The sequence below is a fragment of the Terrabacter sp. 01T434 genome (assembly GCF_056398545.1).
Window position 1 is genome coordinate 193,079 of record NZ_JBFTPP010000008.1, and the last position, 21,158, is coordinate 214,236.

Annotated in this window: 19 protein-coding genes; 10 read left to right on the forward strand and 9 right to left on the reverse strand. The window is 71.7% G+C overall.

Annotated features, from left to right (window positions below; all coding sequences use genetic code 11):
• Positions 1 to 21 precede the first annotated feature (21 nt).
• The 5 genes from AC1DIW_RS17385 to egtB form a co-directional block, all read right to left on the reverse strand.
• On the reverse strand, positions 22 to 1,485 hold the full coding sequence (locus AC1DIW_RS17385; RefSeq protein WP_478109737.1) for a hypothetical protein: 1,464 nt from the start codon (positions 1,483 to 1,485) through the stop codon (positions 22 to 24).
• A 13-nt stretch (positions 1,486 to 1,498) separates the two neighbouring features.
• On the reverse strand, positions 1,499 to 2,155 hold the full coding sequence (locus AC1DIW_RS17390; RefSeq protein WP_478109738.1) for an ABC transporter ATP-binding protein: 657 nt from the start codon (positions 2,153 to 2,155) through the stop codon (positions 1,499 to 1,501).
• 95 nt (positions 2,156 to 2,250) lie between these two features.
• On the reverse strand, positions 2,251 to 2,712 hold the full coding sequence (locus tag AC1DIW_RS17395) for a DUF3817 domain-containing protein (protein ID WP_478109740.1): 462 nt from the start codon (positions 2,710 to 2,712) through the stop codon (positions 2,251 to 2,253).
• A gap of 145 nt (positions 2,713 to 2,857) precedes the next feature.
• Positions 2,858 to 3,838, reverse strand: coding sequence for an L-histidine N(alpha)-methyltransferase (gene egtD / locus AC1DIW_RS17400; protein ID WP_478109741.1), 981 nt, complete (start codon positions 3,836 to 3,838; stop codon positions 2,858 to 2,860).
• Entirely contained in the window at positions 3,835 to 5,136 is a 1,302-nt protein-coding gene (gene egtB / locus AC1DIW_RS17405) for an ergothioneine biosynthesis protein EgtB (protein ID WP_478109742.1), read from the reverse strand. Before egtB ends, egtD begins: the two co-directional genes overlap by 4 nt.
• Positions 5,137 to 5,323: 187 nt before the next feature.
• On the opposite strand from egtB, the gene AC1DIW_RS17410 reads away from it, so the two are divergent.
• The 4 genes from AC1DIW_RS17410 (at position 5,324) to nicT (ending at position 10,720) form a co-directional block, all read left to right on the forward strand.
• The gene (locus AC1DIW_RS17410) at positions 5,324 to 7,912 is read left to right on the forward strand and encodes a DNA polymerase III subunit gamma and tau (RefSeq protein WP_478109743.1); all 2,589 of its coding nucleotides are present in this window, start codon (positions 5,324 to 5,326) and stop codon (positions 7,910 to 7,912) included.
• A gap of 65 nt (positions 7,913 to 7,977) precedes the next feature.
• Positions 7,978 to 8,736: a class I SAM-dependent methyltransferase gene (locus AC1DIW_RS17415; RefSeq protein ID WP_478109745.1), complete on the forward strand. Its 759-nt coding sequence runs from the start codon at positions 7,978 to 7,980 to the stop codon at positions 8,734 to 8,736.
• 142 nt (positions 8,737 to 8,878) lie between these two features.
• Positions 8,879 to 9,553: a lysophospholipid acyltransferase family protein gene (locus AC1DIW_RS17420; RefSeq protein WP_478109746.1), complete on the forward strand. Its 675-nt coding sequence runs from the start codon at positions 8,879 to 8,881 to the stop codon at positions 9,551 to 9,553.
• Between the two features lie 45 nt (positions 9,554 to 9,598).
• Positions 9,599 to 10,720: a Nickel transporter NicT gene (gene nicT, locus AC1DIW_RS17425; RefSeq protein WP_478109748.1), complete on the forward strand. Its 1,122-nt coding sequence runs from the start codon at positions 9,599 to 9,601 to the stop codon at positions 10,718 to 10,720.
• 433 nt (positions 10,721 to 11,153) lie between these two features.
• Here the strand turns inward: nicT and AC1DIW_RS17430 are convergent, their stop codons facing one another.
• Positions 11,154 to 11,285 (reverse strand): hypothetical protein, encoded by a 132-nt coding sequence (locus AC1DIW_RS17430; RefSeq protein WP_478109749.1) that lies wholly within the window; start codon positions 11,283 to 11,285, stop codon positions 11,154 to 11,156.
• Between the two features lie 691 nt (positions 11,286 to 11,976).
• Here AC1DIW_RS17430 and recR point away from each other — a divergent pair.
• The 3 genes from recR to AC1DIW_RS17445 all read left to right on the forward strand — a co-directional run bounded on the left by recR (position 11,977) and on the right by AC1DIW_RS17445 (position 14,723).
• A complete protein-coding gene (recR, locus tag AC1DIW_RS17435; protein WP_344256736.1) occupies positions 11,977 to 12,576 on the forward strand; it encodes a recombination mediator RecR in 600 nt (199 codons plus the stop codon).
• A gap of 157 nt (positions 12,577 to 12,733) precedes the next feature.
• Positions 12,734 to 13,321: a DUF5063 domain-containing protein gene (locus AC1DIW_RS17440; RefSeq protein WP_478109751.1), complete on the forward strand. Its 588-nt coding sequence runs from the start codon at positions 12,734 to 12,736 to the stop codon at positions 13,319 to 13,321.
• A 130-nt stretch (positions 13,322 to 13,451) separates the two neighbouring features.
• Positions 13,452 to 14,723: an aspartate kinase gene (locus tag AC1DIW_RS17445; protein WP_442279327.1), complete on the forward strand. Its 1,272-nt coding sequence runs from the start codon at positions 13,452 to 13,454 to the stop codon at positions 14,721 to 14,723.
• Between the two features lie 7 nt (positions 14,724 to 14,730).
• On the opposite strand, the gene AC1DIW_RS17450 is transcribed toward AC1DIW_RS17445, so the two are convergent.
• Complete coding sequence (locus tag AC1DIW_RS17450) at positions 14,731 to 16,071, reverse strand: FAD-dependent oxidoreductase (RefSeq protein WP_478109752.1); 1,341 nt, start codon at positions 16,069 to 16,071, stop codon at positions 14,731 to 14,733.
• Positions 16,072 to 16,256: 185 nt separating this feature from the next.
• Between AC1DIW_RS17450 and AC1DIW_RS17455 the strand changes: the two genes are divergently transcribed.
• Positions 16,257 to 16,472, forward strand: a complete 216-nt coding sequence (locus AC1DIW_RS17455; protein WP_478109754.1) for a hypothetical protein — start codon at positions 16,257 to 16,259, stop codon at positions 16,470 to 16,472.
• Positions 16,473 to 16,528: 56 nt separating this feature from the next.
• On the forward strand, positions 16,529 to 17,563 hold the full coding sequence (locus AC1DIW_RS17460; RefSeq protein WP_478109756.1) for a DNA topoisomerase IB: 1,035 nt from the start codon (positions 16,529 to 16,531) through the stop codon (positions 17,561 to 17,563).
• An 84-nt stretch (positions 17,564 to 17,647) separates the two neighbouring features.
• On the opposite strand, the gene AC1DIW_RS17465 is transcribed toward AC1DIW_RS17460, so the two are convergent.
• Positions 17,648 to 18,136, reverse strand: a complete 489-nt coding sequence (locus AC1DIW_RS17465; protein ID WP_478109810.1) for a pyridoxamine 5'-phosphate oxidase family protein — start codon at positions 18,134 to 18,136, stop codon at positions 17,648 to 17,650.
• A 55-nt stretch (positions 18,137 to 18,191) separates the two neighbouring features.
• Positions 18,192 to 19,619 carry an MDR family MFS transporter gene (locus AC1DIW_RS17470; protein WP_478109811.1) on the reverse strand — a complete coding sequence of 476 codons (1,428 nt, stop codon included), beginning with the start codon at positions 19,617 to 19,619 and terminating at the stop codon, positions 18,192 to 18,194.
• A 262-nt stretch (positions 19,620 to 19,881) separates the two neighbouring features.
• Here AC1DIW_RS17470 and AC1DIW_RS17475 point away from each other — a divergent pair, with 262 nt between their 5' ends.
• Positions 19,882 to 21,000: a glutamate--cysteine ligase gene (locus AC1DIW_RS17475; protein ID WP_478109757.1), complete on the forward strand. Its 1,119-nt coding sequence runs from the start codon at positions 19,882 to 19,884 to the stop codon at positions 20,998 to 21,000.
• Positions 21,001 to 21,158 lie beyond the last annotated feature (158 nt).

The following is a 21,158-nucleotide window of genomic DNA, read 5'->3' on the forward strand; positions in this document are numbered from 1 at the left end:
CGAGTGCGACCGGGTGGTCGGTCAGGCCCGGTGGAGGTAGGTGAGGCGACGGACCTTCGAGACCGCCCAGGCGAGGACGGCGTAGACGAGCCAGCTCACGACCGAGAGCCACGTGTAGTTCCGTGCCTTGGTCAGCACCGCGACGATCGAGCCGAGCAGGACGACGGTCAGGGCCGGCACGGCATACCAGATCGCCACCATCTGGGGACGGAGCACGAATGTCGGTGAGCCGCGGAAGGCTGCCAGCACGTTGCCCGCGACGACGAGCACGAGGACCAGCCACAGTGACAGTCCTGCGCTGACCGGCAGCGATCCGAGCGCCGCCGCGACCCCCACCCAGCCGCCGAGGACGACGAACGTGAGCACGGTCGGCACCGTCACGTGGGCGACGGCCTCGGTGACCTCGCCGGTGCCGAGGAGCGAGGGCGTGCCGACGTTGTCGGCCTGCAGGCGCAGGCCCTCGGCCCAGGCGCCGAAGCCGAGGTAGAGGGGCAGCAGGCCGATCGTCGCCGCGATGCTCGGGGCGGCCGGCTGCGTGAAGGCCCACGTGACGATCGCGCCGCCGAGGACGGTCAGGCCAAGACCCGAGAGGAAGGCTCCCGGGGTGCGCCGCAGGCCGAGGATGTCGCGTCGCACGAGCACACCGAACGGGCGGCCGGCGCGCAGTCGCGCGGAGCGGCCGTGGCGGACGGGTCGGGTCAGGGCGAGCCGCGCCGTGCGGAGGTTGCCGGTGAGGGCCGACCCCGCCATCGTCGAGGTGTTGGCCGAGTGGGCGCGCAGCGACTCGGCATGCAGCTCACGAAGCGCGTCGGGCACGCGCCACAACAGGCTGAGGCCGCGGTCGGGGCCGGGCCAGGAGCGGACCTGCGACCACAGCCAGAGGCGCGTCGCGAGGATCCCGAGCGCGGTGCCGATCACGGTCGTCACGAGAATCGTGCCGAGACCGGCGACGTGGGCGAAGGCCAGCCCCGCCCCGACGGTCAGCCCGCTGAGCGCGCCGACGAAGAGGCCGCCGACCGCGGCGTAGCGCCACCACCGGCGCAGGGCGAGGGCCCGGTCGAGCGGGACGGGCAGCACGAGGTCGATCCACGGCATGGGTGGGACCACCGGCCCGCGGAAGCGCCCGGCGAAGACGACGGCGCCGAGGAGGGCCGCCACCGAGGCGACGAGCAGGGCGATGGCCACGGGGGAGCGCAGCTGCTCCCCGAGGGAGCTCGCGTCCGACGTGCGGAAGACCGCCTGGACGATCGGCAGGCCGTAGACGAGGGCGCCGAGGAAGAGGACGTAGCCGGCATACAACCCCTGCTGCCGGGCCTTGCGCGCGGCATCACCGCCGATGACCCAGTCGGCCTGGCCGAGCAGGTCGTGGTCGTCGTAGTCGACCTCGGTCGCCGTCGGGACCAGTGCCGCCGGGTCGTATGCCGGGTGGCGCGGCGGTGCCTCGGGTGCGGGCTGCGGGCCAGCCGGCTTCTTGCGCTTGCTCATCGCGCGTCCCCGGTCAGCGCGCCGGCACGACGTCGACGACGCGGGTCGCGAGGGTCGCGGTCAGCTCGGGGTCGTGGCAGGCCATGACGACCGTGCCGCCGGCCTCGGTGCGCTCGCCGATCAGGGCCGCGACGACCTGGCGCTTGCCGGTGTCGAGGCGCTGCTCGGGCTCGTCGAGCAGCACGACGCTCGCCGGGCGCGAGAAGGTCAGCGCCAGCCGGAAGAGCTGCTCCTGGCCCGACGACAGCTCGTGCGGGAAGCGGTCGTCGAGGTGGGCGATGCCGAGACGGTCCAGCAGGGCCAGGCTGCGCTCGTCGGACGTCGCGGGCTCGCCGCCCCACGTCGAGTCGATGAGCACGAGGTGGTCGATGAGCGTCAGGTCGCGATAGGTCGTCGGGGCGCCGAGCAGGGCGGCGACGGCAGCGCGCACGGCTCGGTCGCGCTCGTCGGCCTCGCGGCCGCCGATGGTCGCGGTGCCGGTGCTCGGCACGAGCAGCCCGCCGAGGATCCGCAGCAGCGTCGTCTTGCCCGAACCGTTGGGGCCGCGCAGGACGATGCACTCGCCCGGGTCGGCGCTGACATCGGTCGGGAGCAGCAGGGTCGTCTCGTCGATCGTCTTGCCGACGCCCTCCGCGCGGACCTCACCGGCCAGCACTGCGACCGCACCCATCTGCACCCATCCCTTCGCTGACACCGTCGCGCTGTCGCGCCGTCGGAAGCCACCGTATGCCGCTTGGCTCCGAACGCGCTGACCGCACGGAGCAGTCAGCCCTGCGGGCCGACGGGTGGACCGACGACCAGCGCGACCCCGGTCAGGGCGAGCACGGCCGCGACGCCGACCGCGACGGCGATCATCGGATGGGCGAGGAGCGCCGCGACGACCCGCTCGGCCGGGTTGGTGGGCGTCTCGCCGTCGCGTCCCAGACGCCAGCCGCCCTCGAGACGCCCGCGCCGTTCGAGCCGGCGCTCCCACCAGACGGTGAGGAGCGGCGGCACGGCGCTGAGCAGACCCAGCAGGCCCTCGCGGACCGTCCAGCGCTGGTTGACCCACAGCAGGACCGTGACGAGGCAGAAGGCGATGAAGACGACGCCGTGGGCGAGCCCGAAGACCTTGACCCCGAGGTCCGTCGTGCGCGTGACGTACTTGAGGACCATCCCGAGCAGGAGCAGCGCCCACGTCACCACCTCCGCGAGGGCGATCCGGCGGTAGAGGGTGCGAGGGGCCATGCGGGCGTCTCCTACGTCGTGTCGTACTCGAACGCCAAGTATGGCAAGCCGCACGTCCCCCTCGACCGCTGCCCCCTCCGCCCCTCCCGATCGAAAGAGCAGTTCGTCCGGACGGATTCCTCTCTCGATCGGACACTCGGGAGGGTCAGGCCTCGCGCCGGGCGAGGGTGAGGGCGAAGTCGCCGTCGGTGTCGGTCCACGTGCGCTCGACGGTGAAGCCGGCCGCGGCGAGCTCGTCACGCAGGCGCTCGGGCCGGAACTTCGTCGAGATCTCGACGCGGATCTCCTCACCGTGCGCCAGCTCGAACGTCAGGTCGGCGCCGGGGATGGTGACGCGCTGCGGCATGTCGGCCCTCAGCCGCAGGTCCATCCGCTCCTGGCGCGGGTCCCAGAAGGGCACGTAGGAGAAGGCGTCGATGTCGAAGTCGGCCCCGAGCTCACGGTTGAGCACGTGGAGGCAGTTCGTGACGAAGGCGGCGGTGACCCCTTGGCCGTCGTCGTAGGCGGAGATGAGCCGGTCGCTGCCCTTGACGAGGTCGGTGCCGAGCAGGAAGGAGTCACCCGGCTCGAGGCTGTCGTGGAGTGCCCCGAGGAAGGCTGCCCGCTCCTCGACGTAGAAGTTGCCGATGGTCCCGCCGAGGAAGGCCACCAGACGACGACCTCCGCGCGGGAGGTGACCGAGGTGGAGGGTGAAGTCCCCGACGAGCGCCTCGACCTGCAGTGCGGGGTAGCGCTCGGACAGCATCGCGGCGGCGTCGCGCAGCGTCTGCTCGGAGACGTCGACCGGCACGAAGCGCTCGAGCCTGCCGGCGGCGGCGAACGCATCGAGCAGGGTGCGGGTCTTGTCGCTCGTGCCGCTACCGAGCTCGACAAAGGTCGTGGCGTCGCACGCGGTCACGATGTCGACGGCGTGGTCGCGCAGGATCGCCCGCTCGCGCTCGGTCGGGTAGTACTCCGGCAGCCGGGTGATCTGGTCGAAGAGCTCGGAGCCGACGTCGTCGTAGAGCCACTTCGGCGAGAGCGAGCGGGGCTGCGATCCGAGGCCTCGTCGAACGTCGTCGACGAGAGCCCCGGAAGCCCAGTCCGGGTCGAGGGCCACGGTCACGACAGGCTCACGAGCGGTCACGAGCGGACCCCTCCGTCGGCGAGGCGGACGCCGGACAGGGCCCAGCGCGAGCCGGGCGGGAAGAAGTTGCGGTACGACAGTCGCGCATGACCCGGGGGCGTCAGGGCGCACCCGCCGCGCAGGACCATCTGGCCGGACATGAACTTGCCGTTGTACTCGCCGATGGCGCCGGCCGGCGGGTGGTAGCCGGGGTAGGCGAGGTAGGCCGAGCTCGTCCACTCCCAGCAGTCGCCGTAGACCTGGCGGAGGTGACCCGTCGGTGGGCCGGCGGCCCGGGGGTGGAACGTCTCGGTGTCGGCGAGGTTGCCGGCGGCGGTCGACGCCTCGGCCTGCCCGTCCGCGACGACGGCGTGCTCCCACTCGCCCTCGGTGGGCAGCCGCTTGCCGGCCCATGTCGCGAAGGCGTCGGCCTCGTAGTGGCTGACGTGGCTCACCGGCAGGCCGGGGTCGACCGGGCGGGTGCCGCTCAGCGTGTGCTCGAACCAGGCGCCGTCGACCTCGCGCCAGTAGAACGGCGCCCGCCAGTGCTCCCCGCGCACCCTGGCCCACCCGTCGGAGAGCCAGAGCTCGTGGCGCTCGTAGCCGCGGTCGGCCATGAACTCGAGCCACTCGCCATTGGTCACGAGCCGGTCGGCGAGGCGGTAGGGCTCGAGCCACTGCTGGTGCAGCGGCAGCTCGTTGTCGAAGCCGAAGCCGCCGCTCCGGTGCCCCACCTCGACGAGCCCGCCCTCGACGTCGACCCAGCCCAGCGGGTCGGGAGCGGACGGCGTGAGGGGGGTGCCGGCATACGCAGGCTGGAGGGGGTTGACCGACAGCACGTGCTTGATGTCCATGAGCAGCAGCTCCTGGTGCTGCTGCTCGTGGTGGAAGCCGAGCTCGATGGTCGGGCTCAGCTTCTGGAGCGAACCGCCGTCGAGGGTGTTCACGAGGTCGCGCATGCGGTCGTCGACGTCGGCGCGGTAGAGGCCGACGTCGTGGGCGCCGGGCCGGGTGATGAAGCCGCGCTCGGCGCGGGCGTAGCGCGGCCCGACGCCCTCGTAGTAGCTGTTGAAGAGGAACCAGTACTGGTCCTGGTAGGGCGTGAAGGACGGCTCGTGGTCGGCGAGCACGAACGTCTCGAAGAACCACGTCACGTGCGCCCGGTGCCACTTCGTGGGCGACACATCCGGCATGGACTGGACGGTCTGGTCCTCGGGTGAGAGCGGGGCGGCGAGAGTCTCGGTGTGGGATCGCACCTCGTCGTAGCGTGCGACGAGCGTGTCGGCGTCCCACTGATGCTGCCGCGTCGGGTCGGGCATGGTGTCCTCCTCCGTCCGGCCGCTGCATGGGTCGCTCGACGGGCCGGTGCATCGACCCTAGGCACAGCCGCCGACATCCGCCCTCGGAACGGCGCACCGTAAGGAGCTGTTCACCCTTTCGCCCCCCGATGGGGCGGCCCTTCGGTCGGCGTTCCCGGCGTCGGTCCTGGCGGTTAGGGTTTCGGGCATGGCCACCGCCCTGTACCGCCGCTATCGGCCCGAGAGCTTCGCCGACGTCATCGGCCAGGAGCACGTGACGGAGCCGCTCATGCAGGCGCTGCGCACGGGCCGGGTCAACCACGCCTACCTCTTCAGCGGGCCACGCGGCTGCGGCAAGACGACGAGCGCGCGCATCCTCGCGCGCTGCCTCAACTGCGAGCAGGGGCCGACGCCGATCCCGTGCGGCACGTGCGACTCGTGCGTGGCGCTCGCCCGTGGTGGCTCCGGCTCGGTCGACGTCATCGAGATCGATGCCGCGAGCCACGGTGGCGTCGACGACGCCCGTGACCTGCGCGAGCGGGCGAGCTACGGCCCGGCCCAGAGCCGCTTCAAGATCTACATCATCGACGAGGCGCACATGGTGACGCCGCAGGGCTTCAACGCCTTGCTCAAGATCGTCGAGGAGCCGCCGGAGCACGTGAAGTTCGTCTTCGCGACGACCGAGCCCGAGAAGGTCATCGGCACCATCCGCTCCCGCACGCACCACTACCCCTTCCGGCTCGTGCCGCCGGCCAAGCTCACGAGCTACATGGAGCGGCTCCTCGAGTCGGAGCACGTCGCGACCCAGCCGGGGGTGCTCAGCTTCGTCACGCGTGCGGGCGGCGGCTCGGTGCGTGACTCGCTGTCGGTGCTCGACCAGCTCATCGCCGGCTCGGGTCCCGAGGGCCTGACCTACGACGGCGCCGTGTCGTTGCTCGGCTTCACCGACGGCGAGCTGCTCGACAGCACCGTCGACGCGCTGGCGGCCGGCGACGGTGCCGCCACCTTCCGCCAGATCGACAAGGTCATCGAGTCGGGCCACGACCCGCGCCGTTTCGTCGAGGACCTGCTCGAGCGCCTCCGCGACCTCATCATCGTGGCCGCGATCCCCGAGGGCGCCGGGCAGGTGCTGCGCGGCGTCCCCGAGGACCAGCTCGAGCGCATGCGCGTGCAGCAGGCGGGCTTCGGCCCGGGTGCGCTCTCGCGTGCGGCCGACATCGTCAACACCGGCCTCACCGAGATGACCGGCGCCACCGCCCCGCGGCTGCAGCTCGAGCTGATCTGCGCGCGCATCCTCCTGCCGGCCGCCTCCGGCGAGCAGGGGTATGCCGCCCGCCTCGACCGTCTCGAGCGCCGCCTCGACGTCGGGGGAGTCCCGACCGCCGCCCGCGGTGACGCTCCGGCACCGGCCGGTCACGCGCCGTCCGCTCCCGCGGCGCCCGCTCCGCCCCGCACGGTCTCCGACTACACGCCCCCCTCGAGTGGTGGCGGTGCGGGTGCCTCGCACGCCGCCGGCGGCATGGGTGGCGGCGGTCGCAGCACGGGCATCGAGTCCGCCGGCGGCCCGTCCGGTCCGGCGTCGAGTCCAGGCCCTGGTGATGCGGGCCGCATCGACGCGGCGCGTGCCGAGGTCGGTGCGCCACCCGTCATGACGCCGGCCGAGTCGGTCGGTGGCCCGTCCGCTGTCGTCGAGTCGAGCGCTGGTGACCAGCACCTCGCCGGTGCGTCCGAGCAGGTCCGGTCGGGCGCGGGCCCCTCGGCGGGTTCGTCCGCCGCCTCGGTCCCGGCGCCCGAGCCGCCCTCGGCCGCAGGGCGGCCGGGCGAAGCCACGCAGGCTGGGTCGGCCGGTGGCATGGACACCGACGCCATCCGGCGCGCGTGGCCCAACGTCCTCGGTCGCATCTTCACGATGCGCCGCATCACGTGGACCTTCGTCTCGCAGAACGCCCAGGTCACGGCCTTCGACGGCAGGACCCTGACGCTCGGCATCGCGACCGCCGGGCTCACGCAGACCTTCCGAGCGGGCAACCACGCCGACATCGTGCGCCAGGCGCTCATCGACGAGCTCGGGGTCGACGCCGTCGTCGACGGGATCCACATGGACACCGTGTCGCAGCAGACTCCGGTCGCGCCACCGCCGGGAGTCGTCCCCGCGGGGCTTCCCGACCCGCCGAGCAAGGGCGCCCCGGGTGGTCCGGCCGACGGCGGGCAGGGGGGCGCCGATGCTGGTGACGGTGGTGCGGGTCGTTCGTCATGGGGTGATGCCGCCGGCCCCGGGGGCAACGCTCCGACCGGGACCGGCGGCCACGGTGGATCGTCCCCGTCGGGAGGCGCGGCGCTCGCCGACGCCGGGCTGAGCCCGGTCTCCGGACGGTCGCTCCAGGACAATGCCGGCTGGGGATCGACGACGGGTCCGGCCCCGGACTGGGCCACCGGGCCCGCCCCCGCCTCGCCGTCCGCTGCGTCGCCGTCTGCTGCGTCGCCCACGGGCGCCGCGGCGGGTGCCGCCTCGGCAGGTGGCGCCTCGGCGGGGGGCGTCTCGGCAGGTGGCGCCTCCGGGGGAGACGCGCCGACGGACTCGGCGGTGCGTGGGGCGAGTGCCGTGCGGCAGTCGTTCGCCCAGGCCCGGTCGCGGGCCGGGGGTGCGCGCTCGACCGACGACGAGCCGCGACAGCCAGTCACCGACGACTCCGCCGTGAGCGACGACGACGAGGACATCGAGCAGTCCGGCGACGTCGGGCGTTCTGTCATCGAGAAGGTCCTCGGCGGCCGTGTCGTCCAGGAGCTCGACAACTGACCGTCCACGGGCCGGCAATCGTCATAACCCGGAGGGGCAGGCGCGTCCCGGAGTAGCGTCGAAGCGTGACCTTCGAGGTTGCGGCGGACGCGTACAACCGGTTCATGGGGCGGTATTCGGGGCCGCTCGCCGAGCGGTTCGCCGACTGGTCAGGTGTGGCCAGACCCAGTCGGGCGCTGGATGTGGGCTGTGGAACCGGGGCCTTGACCCGTGTGCTCATCGAGCGGCTGGGGGTCGACGGCGTCTCCGCGGTCGACCCGTCCTTGCAGCTGCTCGCCGCCCTGCGGCAGGCGTTTCCGACGCTCGACGTGCAGACCGCGACGGCAGAGCGGCTGCCCTACCCCGACGACCTCTTCGACCACGCGCTCGCCCAGCTCGTCGTCAGCTTCATGGCGGACCCGGTGCTCGGGCTGCGGGAGATGTCCCGGGTCACGCGCCCCGGCGGCACGGTGTCCGCCTGCGTCTGGGACCTCGCCGGCGGTGGCGCGCCGCTGGCCCCCTTCTGGCGGGCGGCACGCGACCTCGACCCCGACGTCGACGACGAGTCCGGCAGGCCCGGGACCCGGGAGGGCGAGCTGGCGCACCTGTGCGACCAGGCCGGCCTGAACCAGATCGAGGACACCGCCCTCACCGTCACCGTGCGACACCCGACCTTCGAGGACTGGTGGGTGCCCTACACGTTCGGGGTGGGACCCGCGGGCGCGCACGTGCGAAGCCTCGATGAGATGGCGCGAGCACGGTTGCGTGAACGCTGCCGGCAGCTGCTGCCCGATCCGCCCTTCTACATCATGGCGACCGCGTGGGCGGTGCGCGCCCGGGCCTGACGCAGACCGGCTGACTCAGACGCGCTGACGCGGACCGAGCGGACGCGCTCACCCGGCACCCGGCATACCAAAGGGTGGTCATCCGGCGGCTGCGACGGACGGTCGCCACGTACGGTCCGCCCCCGGCCCTAGGCTGTGGCCCATGTTCTACAGCCTCGGGCGCAACCTCCTGTACCCGCTGTCCCATGCGCTGTACCGGCCCACGATCGAGGGCAAGGAGAACATCCCGCGGCAGGGCGGTGTCATCGTCGCGAGCAACCACCTGTCGTTCATCGACTCCTTCGCGATCCCGCTGGCGTCCCCACGGCAGGTCCGCTTTCTCGCCAAGGAGGAGTACTGGACCGGGACGGGTGTCGGCGGCTTCCTGCGCAAGGGCTTCTTCACGGCGGTCGGGATGGTGCCGGTCGACCGCCACTCGGCGAGCGCCGCCCAGGAGAGCCTCGACACGGCGCTCGAGCTGCTGAGGGCCGGTGACGCCTTCGGCATCTATCCCGAGGGCACCCGCTCACGCGACGGCCGGCTCTACCGGGGCCGCACGGGCGTCGCCTGGCTGGCCCTGACGGCGCAGGTGCCCATCGTGCCCGTGGGGCTCATCGGCACCGAGCAGATCCAGCCGGTCGGTGCGCGCTTCCCCAAGCTCGCCAAGGTCACGGTGCGCTTCGGCGCCCCGATCGGGGTCGAGGAGTACACCGGTATGCCCGCGGGCAAGGCGCGTCGCCTGCTGACCGACCGCGTCATGGCGGCCATCGCCGAGCTGAGCGGGCAGGAGCGCGCCGACGCGTACAACGAGGTGCCGGGCGCCGAGTCCCCGATCTGAGCGATTCCTTTGCAGATGCGACCCTGTCGCATCTAGCGTGGGTCCGTGACCGAAGCCCGAGCGTCGTCCCTCGCCACCGCCCGAGCGTCGGCGACCCGCCGTCTCGGCCGCAGTGAACGCCGCAGCCTGCTCGGCATGGCCACGGTCATCCTCGTGCTGCACCTCGTCGGCTGGGGCCTGCTCGTCGGCGTCGTCGCACCGCACCAGTACCAGGTGGCCGGCCAGCTCTTCGGCGTCGGGCTCGGGGTGACGGCCTACACCCTCGGCATGCGGCACGCGTTCGACGCCGACCACATCGCGGCCATCGACAACACGACGCGCAAGCTCATGGCCGAGGGCCAGCGCCCGATGAGCGTCGGCTTCTGGTTCAGCCTCGGCCACTCGTCGGTCGTCTTCGTCATGGTCGCGCTCGTCGCCTTCGGCATCCGGGCGCTGGCCGGCGCGATCGAGGACGACAGCTCGACCCTCCAGCAGGTGACGGGAGTCTGGGGGACCGCGGTCTCCGGCGTCTTCCTCGTCCTCATCGGCCTCATCAACCTCGCCGCGCTCGTCGGGATCCTCAAGGTCTTCCGACGCATGCGTGCCGGTGACTACGACGAGGCCGAGCTCGATGCCCAGCTCGACAAGCGTGGCCTGCTCAACCGGATCCTCGGGCGCGTGACGCGGACGGTGCGCAGGTCCTGGCACATGTACCCCGTGGGGCTGCTCTTCGGGCTCGGCTTCGACACGGTCACCGAGGTCGGGCTGCTCGTCATCGCCGGCGGCGCCGCCGCGGCCAACCTGCCTTGGTATGCCGTGCTCATCCTCCCGGTGCTCTTCGCCGCGGGCATGTCGCTCCTCGACACCATCGACGGGTCGTTCATGAACTTCGCCTACGGCTGGGCCTTCAGCAAGCCGGTGCGCAAGATCTACTACAACATCACCATCACGTCGCTCTCGGTCGCCGTCGCCCTCGTCATCGGGGTCATCGAGCTCGCCGGTCTCCTCGGCGACAAGCTCGACATCACCTCGGGTCCGGTCGCGTGGATCGGCTCGATCGACCTCGCAGACGTCGGCTTCTGGATCGTCGGGCTCTTCGTCGTCACCTGGGCCGTGGCGCTCGCCGTGTGGCGCTTCGGGCGCATCGAGGAGCGCTGGTCCGCGGGGTTGCCCGACGGGGGCGCCTGAGCGCAGTCCTCCGCGGCGGGTTTGGCCGTCACGAGTCCGCCGGGGCGGGGTTGGTGCGGGGGTGGGGCCGGGTTTGACCGTCACAAGTCCGCCGGGGCGGGGTTGGTGCGGGGTGGGGCCGGGTTTGACCGCCACAAGTCCGCCGGGGCGGGGTTGGTGTGGGGGTGGCGCGGGGTTTGACCGTCACAAGTCCGCCGGGGCGGGGTTGGTGCGGGGGTGGGGCCGGGTCAGAGGGTTCAGCGGGGTTAGCGGGTGGCCTCGATGGCGTCGCGGAAGTGCGGCAGGGCAGCCTCGATGGACTCGGCGGTCACCGTGAGGCAGATCCGGAACATCCTGGCGTCTCGAAGAGCGCGCCCGGAATCACGAGGACGCCGCGACGCTCGAGCGATGCGACGAACGCTTCGTCGTCCGGGACGGGCGAGCGCGGCCAGAGTTAGAACGTGCCCTCCGGGGAGGCGACCTCATAGCCCATCCCACGCAGCGCCGTGACGAGCCGGTCGCGTTTGGCCTGGAGGGCGGCGACGTCGAGGGAGAGGCGCTCGAGGTCGGGGACGGCATACTGCATGACCGCGTTCGGGAAGAGCCAGCCGCCCGCGACCTGGAGACGACGACGATGCGCGTGCGGGCCGTGATCGCGGCGGCGATGGCCCCGAGGTCCAGGTCGAAGCTCGGCTGGAGTGCCGGCACCTTGACTGGCACGAGGCCGGCCTCGATGGCGAGGATCTCGTAGAGGAACCAGGGCGGGAGCGTGTAGACGACCTCGTCGCTGGCTCGGCCACCGTCTTCATCGCCACGGTGATCGCGCCGAAGCCACCGGTGGTCATGCGGAGGTGGTCGCCGGTCCAGCCGAGCGGGACGACGCGCTCGAGCGAGGCCGCGGCTGCGTCCTGGGCCGGCCTCTCGCTCTGCTTGTAGGCGAACCACAGCTCGTCACGCGGCACGGCGGCCTCGCGCAGCGCGTCGACGTAGGCCGGCATCGCCAGCTCGTGCGGGTCACCGAAGGTGAAGTCCAGGACTCCGTGGTCGCGGCGACCGGTCTCCTCCGCGGCGCGACGGCGTAAGAAACGGAGAGCATCCGGAACGGTGTGGCTGCCTGGATCTGCTGGCTGCGGCGTGAGACGGACCCACCCTGTGCGTGTTGGTCGGGGTCGGCCTGCACCGTGTCACCTCGTCTGGCCACGTCGCCGTCGTCGTGCGGCCACGCTAGACCGGTGCGGTGGTCCGCAGGACGGCTTTGCGAGGCTTAGGGTTGCGGTGTGTACGAAGGCGCGGTGCAGGACCTGATCGACGAGCTCGGACGACTCCCGGGAGTCGGTCCCAAGAGCGCGCAACGCATCGCCTTCCACCTGCTCCAGGCGGACTCCGACGACGTCACGCGTCTCGTCACGGCGCTGACCGAGGTCAAGGCCCGGGTCCGCTTCTGCGAGGAGTGCGGCAACGTCGCCGAGGCCGAGAAGTGCCGCATCTGCGCCGACCCGCGCCGCGACCACACGGCGATCTGCGTCGTCGAGGAGCCCAAGGACGTCGTCGCCATCGAGCGCACGCGCGAGTTCCGCGGGAAGTACCACGTGCTCGGTGGCGCGATCAGCCCCATCGACGGCATCGGACCCGACGACCTGCGGGTGCGCGAGCTCATGACGCGCCTCGCCTCCGGTGAGGTGCAGGAGGTCATCATCGCGACCGACCCCAACCTCGAGGGCGAGGCCACGGCCACCTACCTGAGCCGACTGCTGCGCGACGTCGGCCTCACCGTGACGCGGCTGGCCTCGGGCCTGCCCGTCGGCGGCGACCTCGAGTACGCCGACGAGGTGACGCTCGGACGAGCCTTCGAGGGCCGCCGCCGCGTCGACGCCTGACCACCGTCGCCCGTCCTCGCCACCCCACCCACCCCCGATCGAGAGAGCGATCCGTCCGGTCAGCGGACGGATCGCTCGGCGGGTCGATGGGGGCACCAGCGCTGGTGCGCTCGTTCCCGGGGCGACCGCGCCACACGGCATACGGCATGCTGGGACCATGACTGATGACCCGGTGACCGAGGGCCACGCGAGCGAGGTCGACGACCTGTCGGGCCTGGCCGATCTGACCGCCGCGGAGGCGAGTGCCTTCCTGACGTCCGTCACCGAGGTGGCGTCGGGCAGCTCGCCCGACACCGCGCTCCCGTTGCTGACGCTCGCGCTCTCGCAGGTGCTCCTCGCCGGCGCGCGGCTCGGGGCGATCGAGGACGTCGTGCCGGAGGAGCGGTTCGAACCGGACGCGACCGACGACGACGCCGACCCGCTGCGCACGGGCCTCGCGAACGTTTTCGCCGGCATCGACGACTACGTCTACGTCATCGACCCGATCACGTCCTCGGAGCGTGCCGACGGCTCGATCACCAACGACCTCGTCGACGTGGCGGTGTCGCTGAGCCACGGGCTCAAGCACTACGCGACCGGGCGCAAGCTCGAGGCCCTGTGGTGGTGGCAGTTCGGCTACCTGTCGCACTGGGGCGACCGGGGACTGACGGCGCTTCGCTCGCTCCACTCGATCCTCGCCCACCTGCGCCTCGACGCCGACGAGGAGACCGTGGGCGAGGCGGAGTTCGACGCGCTGCACCCCTAGTCCGCGCGAGAACGTGCGGCGCGCGGGACGAATCGGCGCACATCTCACCATCGTGACGTCCCGATGGGCCCCGAGCGTCCGAGCCTAGACTCGGACGCACCGCAGACCACCGAGGAGATCCGGAGCCAGTGTGAGCATCGTCGTCCAGAAGTACGGCGGTTCGTCCGTGTCCGACGCCGAGGCCATCAAGCGGGTGGCCCGGCGCATCGTCGAGACGCAGCGGGCCGGGCACTCCGTGTGCGTCGTCGTCTCGGCGATGGGCGACACGACGGACGAGCTGATGGACCTCGCCGAGCAGGTGACGCCCGCGCCGCCCGCGCGCGAGCTCGACATGCTCCTCACCTCGGGTGAGCGCATCTCGATGGCCCTGGTGGCCATGGCGATCGCGCAGCTCGGCGCCGAGGCCCGGTCGTTCACCGGCAGCCAGGCCGGCGTCATCACCGACGACGCCCACGGCGCCGCGCGCATCATCGACGTGACTCCGGGTCGCATCCAGAGCGCCCTCGACGCCGGCCACATCGCGATCGTCGCCGGCTTCCAAGGCGTGAGCCAGACGACGAAGGACATCACCACCCTGGGCCGGGGCGGGTCCGACACGACCGCCGTCGCGCTGGCCGCCGCGCTCGAGGCCGACGTCTGCGAGATCTACACCGACGTCGACGGCGTCTTCACCGCCGACCCGCGCGTCCTGCCGAGCGCCCGCAAGCTCGACGTCCTGTCGATGGAGGAGATGCTCGACCTCGCCGCCAACGGCAGCAAGATCCTGCACCTGCGCTGCGTCGAGTACGCCCGCCGCTACGGCATCCCCATCCACGTGCGCTCGTCGTGGTCGCAGAAGGCCGGCACGTGGATCAAGGACAACCCCTACGAAGGAGAAGGCGCTGTGGAAGCTCCGATCATCGCCGGCATCGCCCACGACCGCAGCGAGGCCAAGATCACCATCGTCGGCGTCCCCGACCGCGTCGGCATCGCCGCCAAGATCTTCGGCGCGATCGCGGAGTCCGGCATCAACATCGACATGATCGTGCAGAACGTGTCGGCCGCCGAGACGGCGAAGACCGACATCTCCTTCACTCTCCCGCAGGCCGACGGCGCCCGTGGCATGCAGGTGCTCCAGTCGATCAAGCACGAGGTCGAGTACGCCGACCTGCGCCTCGACGACAAGATCGGCAAGATCGCACTCGTCGGCGCCGGCATGAAGAGCCACCCGGGCGTCTCGGCCAAGTTCTTCGGCGCGCTCGCCGAGGCCGGCATCAACATCGAGATGATCTCGACCTCCGAGATCCGCGTCTCGGCGGTGACGCGGGCCGAGCAGCTCGACGACGCCGTCCGCGCCGTGCACACGGCCTTCGGGCTCGACTCCGCGGACGAGGCGATCGTCTACGGCGGCACCGGTCGTTGACCGGACCTCACGCGGGGACGGCGGTCGCCACGATGTCGGCCAGCTCCTCGCGTGACGGGCCCGGGTCGGGCTGCGGGCGCCAGCCGGAGCGGTAGACGGCCCGAGCCCTCTCCTCGACGGTGCCCAGGACCGAGGGAAGGGCCTGCATCGACACGTACGGCCCGATGGCCTCACCGATGGACGGGTCCTGCGCGGCGGCCATCATGATGACGTCCGACGGCAGGTGCCCGGAAAGGTCGATGTCGTCCCCGGCCCAGCGCCGAGCCTGGGCGTGGTCCATCGCGATGTGGTCCTCGACCCACGGCCGCATCCGCGCCTCGTCCCACGCGTCGAGCTCCTCGCCCACCGCCTCGACGTCGGGTCCGTGCACGTCGATCAGGCGCAACAGCTCGCTGACCTGGGTGAGTGAGGTCGTCACACCTCGGCCAAAGTTCGGTGTCGTCGTGCACACTGCGTCGCCGACGAAGACGAGCCCCGGCAGGGCGAGGTCGCCGGAGGGGCCACGCTGCCCGCGGTAGACGTTGAGCAGCGGCCCGCCCGGGAGCACGTCGGTCAGCGGCTCGGCGACCTCGGTCGCGGTCCACTCGGCGAGCCCCGGAATCGCGGCGCTCGCGGCCTCGAACGCCCGCACGTGTCTGAGCCCCACGAGGTTCCGGTCCGCCGTCGACCGGATGATGAGGGCGGAGAAGATGCCCCTCTCGTGGAGGAAGATGAGAACCATGAAGCCGACGTAGTTGCCCTGCCAGGCAATGGCATTCGTCATCCGCGGCAGCGGGGCGTTCGGCAGCAGACGGTAGGCGCGGTCGACGTAGGCGATCCCGCACTCACCGCCGATCCCGGGGGCCCGCAGGTGCCGGTTGACCCGCCCGGACCGGCCGGAGGCGTCGACGACGAGGTCGGCCTCGAGGTCCCCGCCGTCGACGCGGATGCCCCGGGCCTGGCCGCCTCTCGTCGTGACGCCGTCGACGTGACCGGTGCGCATCTCGAGGCCGGGCTGCTCGAGCGCCGCGGACCGTACGGCCCGTTCGAAGGTCTCACGGCGCGAGCGCACACCGGCCGGCAGCGTCCGGCCGTCGGGGAGCGGCAGCTCGATCGGCTCACCGCCCAGGGCGAGCCACGCGTCCCACGCCGCAGGCGCCTCAGCGCGGAGCACCTCGCCGACCTGGGGTCGGAAGGCATGCGCGTGGTGGAACTGCATGACGCCCCGGCGGGCCCAGGTTCCCCCGTCCAGCGGTGGCCCGGGGTCCCGGTCGACCGCCACGACCTGGTGCCCGCGGCGTGCGAGACCCATTCCCGTGACGAGGCCCGTGGGACCTCCTCCGATGACGGCGACCTTCACGACCACCACCCCCTCGCATCTCCACAGTGGGAGTGGACCTGCTGGGCGTCAAGCGATTTCGGGCTGCCCGCAGGCGCGCCGCCGCGATCTGCGGCATATGCCCGTCCCTGGTTCACAGGTTCACCGGTGCGGGCCGCGGGTATGGTCGAAGACACAGCAGCAGTCACCTACTCGGGGCGATAGGTACGGCCAACGTGACCCCTCACGAATCACATCTGCAGAGCGACGGCTCGGTCTTCCCGCCCGTCACACCCGACCCGCCGCCGTCACCCGGTCAGGTGGAGATCAACGTGCCCGACATCGTGCCGGTGTCGACGCCCGACGGCCCGGACCGCGCGAGCGACACCCGCGAGACCCAGGACGCCACGTCCGAGACGGCCGGTGTGCGGGAGTCGTCGCCACCCGACTGACGGCCTCGTCCGGACCGGGTGTTCGCGCACCGTGACGAACCGGGTATCTCCTCGACGTGAGACTGCGTCGGAGCGTCATCGACAAGCCCGGGATCCGTCGAGTGCGGCGAGGCCGTGGCTTCGGCTACGTCGACGCCGACGGTCGCACGGTCGACGCGGCCACGCGGGAGCGGATCACGGCTCTCGTCATCCCGCCGGCGTGGCAGGACGTCTGGATCAGCCCGCATCCCAACGGGCACATTCAGGCCGTCGGCACCGACGACGCCGGCCGTCGCCAGTACCTCTACCACGGGGCCTGGCACGAGGAGCGTGGCCGCGAGAAGCACGACCGCGTCATGGTCCTCGCGCGCAAGCTGCCCGCCGCCCGCAAGCAGATCGCCGCCGACCTGCGCACGAACGGGCTGACGAAGAAGCGCGTTACGGCCGCCGGTCTGCGGATGCTCGACGCCGGACTCTTCCGCAGCGGCGGTGAGGAGTACGAGGCCGAGCACGGCTCCCACGGGGTGGCGACCCTCCTGCGCTCACACGTGACCGTGAGTGGCGAGGACGTCACGTTCGAGTTCCCCGCGAAGTCCGGGGTCACCCGCGAGGCGGTCATGACCGACCAGCTGCTTGCGCGGATCGTGCTGTCCCTCAAGCGAAGTGGTTATCCGGGCGAGCGGCTGCTGGCCTACCGCGACACCGACGGATGGCACGAGCTGCGGTCGATCGACCTCAACGTCGCGTTCAAGGAGCTCGTCGGCGAGGAGCACACCGTCAAGGACCTCCGCACCTGGGCGGCGACCGTGACCGCGGCCGTCTCCCTCGCCCGGATCGGTCCCGTCGCGTCCGAGCGCGAGCTCAAGCGGGCCGAGAAAGACACCATGAAGGTCGTGTCGGAGCACCTCGGCAACACGCCCGCCGTCGCGCGCAGGTCGTACGTCGACCCTCGGGTCCTCGACGAGTACGCCGTCGGCCGCACCATCGCGCGCAGTCTCAACCGCCTGACCAAGGCGGATCGCGGCCGCCTCGAGGTCGGCGACCTGCTGCAGGTCCGCGACCGGGACGCCCTCGAGCGGGCGGTGGCGCGCCTCGTCAAGGGTGCTGCCTGAGCGGTCCGCCCCAGAGGTGCGTATGCCGTCGGGTTCCCTTCGAAGCGAAGGGAACCCGACGGCATACGCAGGCTCGTCAGGCGGTCAGAGGTCGACGACCTCGTTGTCGCCCTCCAGGCGCTCGCCGGTCACCTTCGTCTTGATGAAGTTGGCGATCTGCGTGACCTTCGCGCCGGGGGAGTCCCAGTACTCGGCCGAGTCGGCGCTCACCTTGATGAGGATGTTGTTGGGGTTCTCCGGGCCACCCTCGAGCCACGCGCCCGTGAAGGAGTTCCATAGCTCGGCGAGCTTGGCCGTGTCATCGACGATCGTGGCGGTGCCGGACAGCGACACCCATGAGCTCTGCGAGCTGTAGGCGACATTGACCTTCGCCGGGGACTGCGCGGCGATGTCACGGGCCTTGTGGCTGTCGCGCTCCGCGACGAAGAGGACGTCGCCGTCGAACTCGACCTCCTGCGTCGCCATCGGGTGGCTGACGAGTGCGCCGTTCGAGTCCACGTGCGTCAGCATCGCGATCCGGATGTCCTTGATGAGGTCTGCGACCTTCTTCGTGCCGTCGTCGTGCTCGCTCATGGCGTACTCCTCGTCGGGGTCGGTGATGCTGTCACCGGCCACGTACCCGATGCGCTCAGGCGGTGGTCGAGCGTGTCGAGGGTTCGGCCAGGTCCAGATCGGCCTCCTCCGGGGTGCTCTCCCCGGTGCCCCCGTGGGAGACGTCCTCGGCCCGCGTGTGCGGCATGAGCAGGCCGGCCGCGATGCTGACGACGGCTGCGACGAGCACGGCGAGGAAGACCGCCGTCGAGCCGGCCTGGACGGCCGCCCTCGAGGCGTCCCCGCCCCGAGCCGCGATGACGGCGTTGGCGATGGCGCCGAAGATCGCGACGCCGACCGCGCTGCCCACCGAGCGCATGAACATGTTGGTGCCGGTGACGACGGCGCGCTCGTTCCACGGCACGGAGGCCTGGGCCGCGATCAGGGTCGGGGTCGCCACCAGGCCGAGCCCGAGGCCGACGACGAGGCACGACCCGGCCGTGGCCCAGACGTTCGGGGTCGAGGAGACGATCCAGAGGGACAGGGCGCCCAGGGTCGCGATGACCAGACCGATGAGCGCGGTCGGGCGGAAGCCGATGCGCATGTAGAGACGCCCGGACTGCGACGCCGAGATCGGCCAGCCGATGGTGAGGGCGGCGACGGCGAGCCCGGCGACGATCGGCGTGGCTCCCGTCGAGCGCTCGACGAAGGTCGGGACGTAGGAGGTGAGGCCGACGAGCACGGCGCCGACGCCGATGCTGATGAGGCACGTCGCGACGATGAGTCGGCGCGTCAGGATCTCCAGAGGCAGGACCGGCTCCGGTGCGCGGCGCTCGATGAAGCCGAAGATGACGAGCAGGAGAGCGCCGACGGAGAAGGCTCCGATGCTCTGCCACGAGCTCCACGCCCAGGCCTGGCCGCCCTCGAGGACGGCGAGGATGAGCAGCGTCAACGAGACCGTGAGCACGCTGGCCCCGGCGTAGTCGATGCGGTGCCGGCGTCGCTCGACGGACTCGTCGTAGTTGCGCCACAGCATGCCCGCGGCGAGCAGGCAGAAGGGGATGTTGACGAAGAAGATCCACCGCCACGACGCGAACTGGGAGAACACGCCCCCGAGCGTGGGACCGACGACGGACGACACGGCCCACACGCTCGCGATGTAGCCCTGGGTCTTGGCGCGCTCGGCCACGGTGTAGATGTCGGCGGCGATCGTGGTCGTCATGGGCAGCACCGCGCCGGCCCCGAGGCCCTGGAGGGCTCGCATGACGATGAGCGAGCCCATGTCCCAAGCGAACCCGCAGAGGATGCTGCCGACGAGGAAGAGCCCGATCCCGACGAGGATGACCGGCTTCCGTCCGACCGTGTCGGCGAGCTTGGCATAGACCGGGACCGACACGGCCTGCGCCAGCAGGTAGACCGAGAACAGCCACGGGAACTGGGTCAGGCCGCCGAGGTCCGCGACGATGGACGGGACGGCCGTCGCCAGGATCGTCGAGTCGAGCGCGATGAGCGACGTCGACAGCATGAGGGCGATGAGGATCGGCCCACGGTCCGAGCGGAATCCCAGGTTCGACGAGGTGGACACGATCCTCCTGATGCTGGCGGAGCCGGGTGCCCGGCGCGGGCGGCGACAAAGAGGGACAACGCTTGTGGGCGCGGTTCATTCCCGAGCCGCTCGGCATCCGGGACCGCGCATCGGCCTGCTGCAGCGTCTCGTTGCTGCCACTGTGGTCTCAGGCCCGGACCGACGGCATCCGTCCACTGGTGGCCGGGGAAGGAGAGTCGCGGTGCGAACGGTCGGTGTGGAGGAGGAGATGCTGCTCGTCGACGTGCGCACCGGACGGCCACGATCGGTCTCCGGGCAGATGCTGGCGCACGCCCCGCGCCGGCGCCCCGAGTCGGCGGGCGTGGGGGTGCACGGAGCCATCGCGGCGGAAATGCAGCAGCAGCAGATCGAGACGCGCACCGCGCCGGCCGCCGACATGGCCGCCCTCCGTGCCGAGGTCCGGAGGTGGCGCTCCGAGGCCGTCTCGGCGGCGCGCGGGACGGGTTCGAGCGTCGCCGCGCTCGCCACCTCACCGCTGCCCGTGCGCCCGGTCCTGACGAGGTCGCCGCGGTACGACTGGCTGGGGGACCGCTACCAGCTCACCGCACGTGAGCACCTCACGTGCGGCTGCCACGTGCACGTCTCCGTGGACAGCGACGAGGAGGGCGTGGGCGTCCTGGACCGCATCCGGGTCTGGCTGCCGTCACTGCTCGCGCTCAGCGCCAACTCTCCCTTCTGGAACGGCCAGGACTCCGGCTATGCGAGCTACAGGTCCCAGGCGTTCGCGAGATGGCCCTCGTGGGGGCCGGCCGACCGCTACGGCTCGGCTGAGGCCTACCACCGGCTCGTGCGCAGGATGGCGCTGAGCTCGGTGATCCTCGACCCGGGCATGGTCTACTTCGACGCCCGTCTGTCCCAGCACTACCCGACCGTGGAGATCCGCGCCGCGGACGTCTGCTTCAGCGTCGAGGAGGCGATCGTCGTCGCGGCCCTGTGCCGAGGACTCGTCGAGACGGTCGCGCTCGAGTGGGCGGCCGGCAGGGCGGCGCCCGACGTGCCGACGCAGATGCTGCGGTTCGCGACGTGGCAGGCCGGGCGGGAGGGGCTCGAGGGGAACCTCATCGACTGGCGCACCGAGCTGCCGAGGCCGTGCTGGTCGGTGCTCGAGTCGCTCGTCGACCACGTGGGGCCGGCCCTGCAGGCGGCCGGGGATCTCGAGCTGGTGCGGGAGGGGCTCGCCCGGGTGCGCGCGGAGGGCAACGGTGCCATCCGCCAGCGGGCCGTGATGGCGCACACGGGGCAGCTCGTCGACGTCGTCGCCGCGTCGGTCCGCGAGACGTCGTCGCGGGGCGCGGGCTAGCCAGTCGACGCCTGGCTTGGACCCGACGGAAAGCGAGTGCGCTGCGCGCCGGCGTCCTGCTGGTCGTCGTCGCAGGGCCGTCCCGTTCCTGTCGGTCGTCGCCATCCTGGTCCGGGCGCCTGGTCTCGAGGGGCCGAGTCTGGGTGACCTGCTCGGCG